Raw genomic sequence first — 6,222 nt, 5'->3', positions numbered from 1 at the left:
GCATTATAGGGAGTTATTCCGGCCTGACAAGAGGAAATTTAAAATAATTTTCCGACCGCGCATTTTTTCAGCAAAAGCCCCATTAATGTGCCATAAAACAAGCAATTTGCCGTTTTTGCAACCGTAATCACACTTCCTGGTGGCATACTAAGGAGGAATAAAAAGAAAAAGGAAGATTAGTAATGCCTTTAAGCGCACAACAGTTAGCTGCACAGAAAAACCTTTCGTATGTTCTGGCTGAGAAGCTGGCGCAACGGATCTTAAAAGGTGAATATGAACCCGGCACCATTTTGCCTGGTGAGATTGAGCTGGGCGAGCAATTTGGAGTGAGTCGTACAGCGGTACGCGAAGCGGTTAAAACGTTAACGGCAAAAGGGATGGTTTTACCGCGACCACGAATTGGTACCCGGGTCATGCCACAATCAAACTGGAATTTTCTTGATCAGGAATTGCTTACCTGGTGGATGACAGAAGAGAACTTTCATCAGGTCATCGATCACTTTCTGGTTATGCGTATCTGTCTGGAGCCGCAAGCTTGCCTACTGGCTGCAACGGTTGGCACCGCGGAACAGAAGGCGCATCTCAATACGTTAATGGCCGAAATGGTGGCATTAAAAGAGAACTTTCGCCGTGAACGCTGGATTGAGGTCGATATGGCCTGGCATGAGCATATCTATGAAATGAGCGCCAATCCGTTTTTGACCTCATTCGCCTCGCTCTTCCATTCGGTTTATCACACTTACTTCACGTCAATTACCAGCGACACAGTGATAAAGCTGGATCTGCACCAGGCGATTGTTGATGCGATTATCCAAAGCGATGGCGACGCGGCATTTAAAGCTTGTCAGGCGCTGCTACGCTCACCTGATAAGTGACACCCCGATAACAGGACATTGAATGAGCGATAAAAAGAAGCGCAGTATGGCGGGTTTGCCGTGGATCGCGGCGATGGCCTTCTTCATGCAGGCACTTGATGCCACTATTCTGAATACCGCCTTACCCGCAATCGCTCATAGCCTTAATCGTTCTCCTCTCGCGATGCAATCAGCCATCATCAGTTACACGCTGACGGTGGCGATGCTTATTCCGGTAAGCGGATGGCTAGCCGATCGCTTCGGTACGCGTCGCATATTTACCCTTGCCGTGAGTCTGTTCACATTGGGTTCTCTGGCCTGCGCACTTTCTAACTCGCTACCACAGCTGGTTGTCTTCCGGGTTATTCAGGGGATAGGTGGCGCAATGATGATGCCTGTTGCTCGGCTGGCCTTACTGCGTGCTTATCCTCGTAATGAGCTTCTTCCTGTATTGAATTTTGTCGCCATGCCGGGTCTGGTGGGGCCAATTTTAGGCCCCGTACTTGGCGGCGTGCTGGTCACCTGGGCAACCTGGCACTGGATATTTTTAATCAATATCCCCATAGGTATTGCCGGCCTTCTTTACGCGCGCAAACATATGCCCAATTTCACCACCGCACGACGCAGATTCGATATCACTGGCTTTTTGCTGTTTGGCCTCAGCCTTGTTCTCTTCTCAAGCGGAATAGAGCTATTCGGTGAAAAGATTGTCGCCAGTTGGATAGCCTTGACGGTAATTGTCACCAGCATCGGGTTACTGCTTCTCTATATTCTCCATGCACGACGCACGCTAAACCCATTAATTTCATTAGATTTATTTAAAACCCGCACTTTCTCGATCGGAATAGTAGGCAATATTGCAACCCGTCTGGGGACCGGCTGTGTACCGTTCCTTATGCCATTGATGTTACAGGTAGGATTTGGTTATCAGGCGTTTATTGCCGGCTGTATGATGGCACCGACAGCGTTAGGTTCCATTATTGCAAAATCGATGGTTACCCAAGTCTTACGTCGTCTGGGCTATCGCCATACGTTAGTGGGGATCACGGTAATTATTGGGCTAATGATCGCTCAGTTCTCTTTGCAATCACCAGCAATGGCGATATGGATGCTGATCTTGCCGTTGTTTATATTAGGGATGGCTATGTCGACGCAATTTACCGCGATGAATACCATCACACTTGCCGATCTGACCGATGACAACGCCAGCAGCGGTAACAGTGTTCTGGCGGTCACGCAGCAACTGTCTATCAGTTTAGGCGTTGCTGTAAGTGCGGCCGTCCTTCGCGTTTATGAAGGGATGGAAGGCACAACGACTGTCGAACAATTCCACTATACGTTTATCACAATGGGCATTATTACTGTTGCTTCAGCAGCAATGTTCATGCTTCTGAAAACAACCGATGGTAATAATTTGATCAAAAGACAGCGTAAATCTAAGCCGAACCGCGTTCCATCAGAATCGGAGTAAGTTGTAATCGTTGTTGCTGAAGGGTCGGTTGGGTTATCCGATGGATGAGTACATCAATCGCCAGCTCCCCCAGTTCATCTTTCGGTTGATGGATAGTGGTTAATGGTGGCGTCATAAAGCTTGCCAGTTCGATATCGTCATAGCCAATCACCGCGATATCCTGCGGTACCTGTAACTCTGCCTGATATAGCGCCTGGTAAACGCCAACAGCCATAGCGTCATTTCCGGTAAAGACGGCCTGAGGACGCAGCGGATGTGATAACAGTTGGCGCATAGCGTCAAACCCGCCGTTAAATTCAAAATCACCAGTGACTTCATAGCCATCAGGAATGTTGAGACCCGCACGTTTCATCGCCGCCCGATAACCTTCCAACCGCAGGCGCGCCGGAGTTTTATCCAGCGGGCCGGTAATACAGGCGATACGGGTATGACCTTTATCGATCAGATATTGCGTTGCTAAGTCTCCGCCCAGCAACGAGTTATCCTGTATAAGATCGCTGTCGCCATCGAACGGTGCCCAGTCCATCATCACGGTAGGCACTGTCGGATAACGTTGCATGATTTCACGCGAAGGCTGATGCGTTTCGGTGCACAGTAACAGCAAGCCATCAACGCGCTTTTGCATCAGCGTTTCCAGATTACGATTCATCCGCTGCTCATCGCCTTCGGTATTGCAAAGAACAAGACTATAGCCGCGCTCGAAGCAGCTGCGTTCAACGCCACGCACCAGTTCAGAATAGAAAGGATTGGTACTGGCAGTGATCAACATGCCAATGGTATGTGTTTGATTGAGTTTGAGGCTACGCGCCAGAGCTGATGGCGCGTAATTGAGTTCTTTAATCGCCGCTTCAACTTTGGCGGTAATCGCTTCACTGACGAAGCGATCTTTATTGATAACGTGAGAAACTGTTGAGGTAGAAACGCCCGCCAGGCGGGCAACATCTTTCATTGTAGCCAAGCGTCACCTCTGCCTGTCTAAAAATGCGTCGATCTCTTCACGCCACGGTACGGAAGGTTGTGCGCCTTTACGTGTTACGGCAATCGCAGCGGCGGCATGGGCAAAACGAATCGCCTCTGGCAATGGTTTTTCTTCCAGGAACGCCGTGATTAACGCGCCGTTAAAAGTATCTCCGGCAGCAATGGTATCGACAGCCTGCACCCGGAATCCAGGAACGCGCTGACCTTCACCATTCACGCTAGCCCATACACCACGACTTCCTAAAGTAATCAGTACAGTACGGATACCTTTTTCATGCAGTACCTGCGCCGCTTTCGCTGCATCTTCATCATTTTCAACACGAATATCGGTGAGCTTTTCTGCTTCCGTTTCGTTTGGCGTAATAATGTCCACCAGTTCCAGCAGTTCGTCAGGAAGTTCGCGAGCCGGAGCCGGGTTAAGCGCAACGATAGTCTTATTTTGATGGGCGATTTTCGCCGCTGCCATCACACTTTCGAGTGGTGATTCCAGCTGCATTAATAATGCCGATGCGTTAGCAATACGCTCACGTTGCGCCTCCACCAGTGCAGGGGAAAGGGCTGCGTTAGCGCCGGCATGAATACCAATGACATTCTCACCTTCGCCATTAACAAAAATCAGCGCCACACCTGTTGATTCGCCTTTGATCACGCTCACCGGAGAAATATCGATGTTATCAGTGGCGAGCTGCTGGCGAACGCTTTCACCAATGCTGTCATCACCCGTACAGGCAATAAACGCGATATTCGCACCGCTACGCCCTGCAGCCACAGCCTGATTCGCGCCTTTGCCGCCAAATGCAACCTGATAGTGGTTACCGGTTACGGTTTCGCCTGGAGTAGGAAAAGATTGAAGATTAAGAATGTGGTCAGCATTAATGCTGCCAAGAACAACGAGGCTGCCTGCGTTTTGCATATTCGGGATGTCCATAAAATGCGCCACCGTGTTAGGGTGGCGCGTGCCCTGCTTTTCTTTATTTTACACGTTCATCTGTCGATGACGTATTTATGTCACCATCAGGTCATACAACCTGATTAAAACTACTGCTTAACAACCAGTTTCAGATCAACCGGATACTTAGCCTGAACTTTCTCGCCTTTCAGCACTTTATCGGCGGTTTCGACGCCTTTCGCGCCAATCTGATCGGGTAGCTGAGCGATAGTCGCTGCTAGTTTGCCATCATTCACCGCTTTTTCGCCATCCGGTGTACCGTCAAATCCGACGACCATCACATCCGATTTACCAGCAGTTTGCAGTGCGCGCAGCGCGCCCAGCGCCATTTCATCATTCTGCGCGAACACAGCCTGAACATCCGGATGAGCGGTCAACAGGTTCTGCATTACGTTCAAACCTTTGGTGCGGTCAAAGTCCGCTGGCTGGCTGGCAAGAACATTAAACTTGTGAGCAGCAACGGCCTGCTGGAAACCTTCGCCACGCTCACGAGCTGCGGAGGTACCGGCAATGCCTTGCAGCTCGATAACTTTGGCACCTTCACCCGCTTTCTTCGCGATATAATCACCCGCGATTTTGCCGCCCAGTACGTTATCAGAAGCAATGTGGCTCACTACTTCACCTTTCGTGGCCTGGCGGTCAAGAGTGATAACCGGGATGTTCGCCTGGTTAGCCATCTTCACAGCATTACCCACTGCGTCGGAGTCGGTCGGGTTAATTAGCAGAATTTTGGTGCCGCGAACGGTTAAGTCCTGCACGTTCGCCAGCTCTTTCGCCGGATTGTTCTGGGAGTCCAGCACCACCAGGTTATAGCCGAGTTTATCCGCCTCTTTCTGCGCGCCATCTTTCAGCGATACAAAGAACGGGTTGTTAAGCGTGGAAACCACCAGCGCGATGGTGTCTTTTGCCATCGCATTCGCACTGACGGTGGCGCTTAGCGCAACAGCGGAAACCAGGGTAGCCAGTTTTTTCATGTTCATATTCAAGATGTCCTGTAGTCGTTATTACTGTTTTTTGTTGTCTACCAGCACCGCCAGCAAAATCACCACCGCTTTGACGATCATCTGGTAATAGGAGGAAACACCTAACAAATTCAATCCATTATTAAGGAAGCCAAGAATTAATGCGCCGATCAACGTCCCAACAATGCGACCTTTTCCGCCCGCCAGACTCGTACCGCCCAGAACCACCGCAGCAATAGCATCCAGCTCATAGCCAGTTCCCGCAGTGGGTTGTGCGGAGGAGAGACGCGCCACTTCAATGATCCCGGCCAGCGATGCCAGCAGACCACAAAGAGAATAGACGATGATTTTGATTTTATTGACGTTGATACCAGAAAGACGCGTAGCCGCTTCGTTGCCGCCCAGCGCGTAGATGTAACGCCCCAAACGTGTGTGATGCAGCATGTACCAGGCCGCGAGGAAGACAATTCCCATGATCCAGACTGGCGTAGGTACGCCCAGCGGACGACCAATACCAAACCAGCCAAACAGATCGGCGTTCTCAGTAAAGCCGGTATTCACTGGGCTACCGTTGGTATAAACCATGGTCACGCCGCGCAGTAAAAGCATCATAACCAGCGTAGCGATAAACGCCTGGACACGACCTTTCGCTACAATCACCCCGGTTACCGCACCAATAGCGGCACCTAACGCGAGAGCGGCAGCGACAGCCACCAGCGCATTGACTTCAATGCCGACGATAGATGCAGCTACTGCGCCAGTCAGCGCCAACAGAGAACCTACTGACAAGTCGATGCCCGACGTCAGGATCACCAGCGTCATCCCGACCGCCATAATGGCGTTCACCGAGGTTTGCTGGAGAATATTGAATAAGTTATTGATGGTGAAAAAGTTCGGGCTTAACGTCGAGACAATCGCGATCAGCACCAGCAGAGCGATAAGCGATTTCTGCTCCATCAGCCATGCTTTCGTGAAATAACGGCGACCAGAGACAGTCTGGGTTGTCAT

General features: G+C 50.4%; 6 protein-coding genes. 2 read left to right on the top strand and 4 right to left on the bottom strand.

Going from position 1 to position 6,222, the window contains the following annotated elements; genetic code table 11:
* Positions 1–182 precede the first annotated feature (182 nt).
* Together HEN33_RS19495 and mdtD are read left to right on the top strand one after the other, a co-directional pair.
* Positions 183–875 carry a FadR/GntR family transcriptional regulator gene (locus tag HEN33_RS19495; RefSeq protein WP_001131177.1) on the top strand — a complete coding sequence of 231 codons (693 nt, stop codon included), beginning with the start codon at positions 183–185 and terminating at the stop codon, positions 873–875.
* A 22-nt stretch (positions 876–897) separates the two neighbouring features.
* Positions 898–2,325, top strand: a complete 1,428-nt coding sequence (gene mdtD, locus HEN33_RS19490; protein WP_001280843.1) for a multidrug transporter subunit MdtD — start codon at positions 898–900, stop codon at positions 2,323–2,325.
* Here the strand turns inward: mdtD and rbsR are convergent.
* The 4 genes from rbsR to rbsC all read right to left on the bottom strand — a co-directional run bounded on the left by rbsR (position 2,291) and on the right by rbsC (position 6,222).
* Positions 2,291–3,283: a ribose operon transcriptional repressor RbsR gene (gene rbsR / locus HEN33_RS19485; RefSeq protein ID WP_000224470.1), complete on the bottom strand. Its 993-nt coding sequence runs from the start codon at positions 3,281–3,283 to the stop codon at positions 2,291–2,293. The genes mdtD and rbsR overlap by 35 nt on opposite strands.
* Positions 3,284–3,286: 3 nt before the next feature.
* On the bottom strand, positions 3,287–4,216 hold the full coding sequence (gene rbsK, locus HEN33_RS19480) for a ribokinase (protein WP_176263043.1): 930 nt from the start codon (positions 4,214–4,216) through the stop codon (positions 3,287–3,289).
* Between the two features lie 125 nt (positions 4,217–4,341).
* Positions 4,342–5,232, bottom strand: coding sequence for a ribose ABC transporter substrate-binding protein RbsB (rbsB, locus tag HEN33_RS19475; protein WP_001056273.1), 891 nt, complete (start codon positions 5,230–5,232; stop codon positions 4,342–4,344).
* A gap of 24 nt (positions 5,233–5,256) precedes the next feature.
* On the bottom strand, positions 5,257–6,222 hold the full coding sequence (gene rbsC, locus HEN33_RS19470; protein WP_000211858.1) for a ribose ABC transporter permease: 966 nt from the start codon (positions 6,220–6,222) through the stop codon (positions 5,257–5,259).

It is taken from the genome of Escherichia sp. 94.0001 (assembly GCF_013369155.2).
Taxonomy (GTDB): Bacteria; Pseudomonadota; Gammaproteobacteria; order Enterobacterales; family Enterobacteriaceae; genus Escherichia; species Escherichia coli_F.
This window is presented reverse-complemented; position numbering and strand designations above follow the sequence as displayed.

Coding starts and splice junctions, on each gene's coding strand:
- HEN33_RS19495 (WP_001131177.1), top strand. CDS start 183: ATGCCTTTAAGCGCACAACAGTTAGCTGCACAGAAAAACCTTTCGTAT.
- mdtD (WP_001280843.1), top strand. CDS start 898: ATGAGCGATAAAAAGAAGCGCAGTATGGCGGGTTTGCCGTGGATCGCG.
- rbsK (WP_176263043.1), bottom strand. CDS start 4,216: ATGCAAAACGCAGGCAGCCTCGTTGTTCTTGGCAGCATTAATGCTGAC.
- rbsB (WP_001056273.1), bottom strand. CDS start 5,232: ATGAACATGAAAAAACTGGCTACCCTGGTTTCCGCTGTTGCGCTAAGC.
- rbsC (WP_000211858.1), bottom strand. CDS start 6,222: ATGACAACCCAGACTGTCTCTGGTCGCCGTTATTTCACGAAAGCATGG.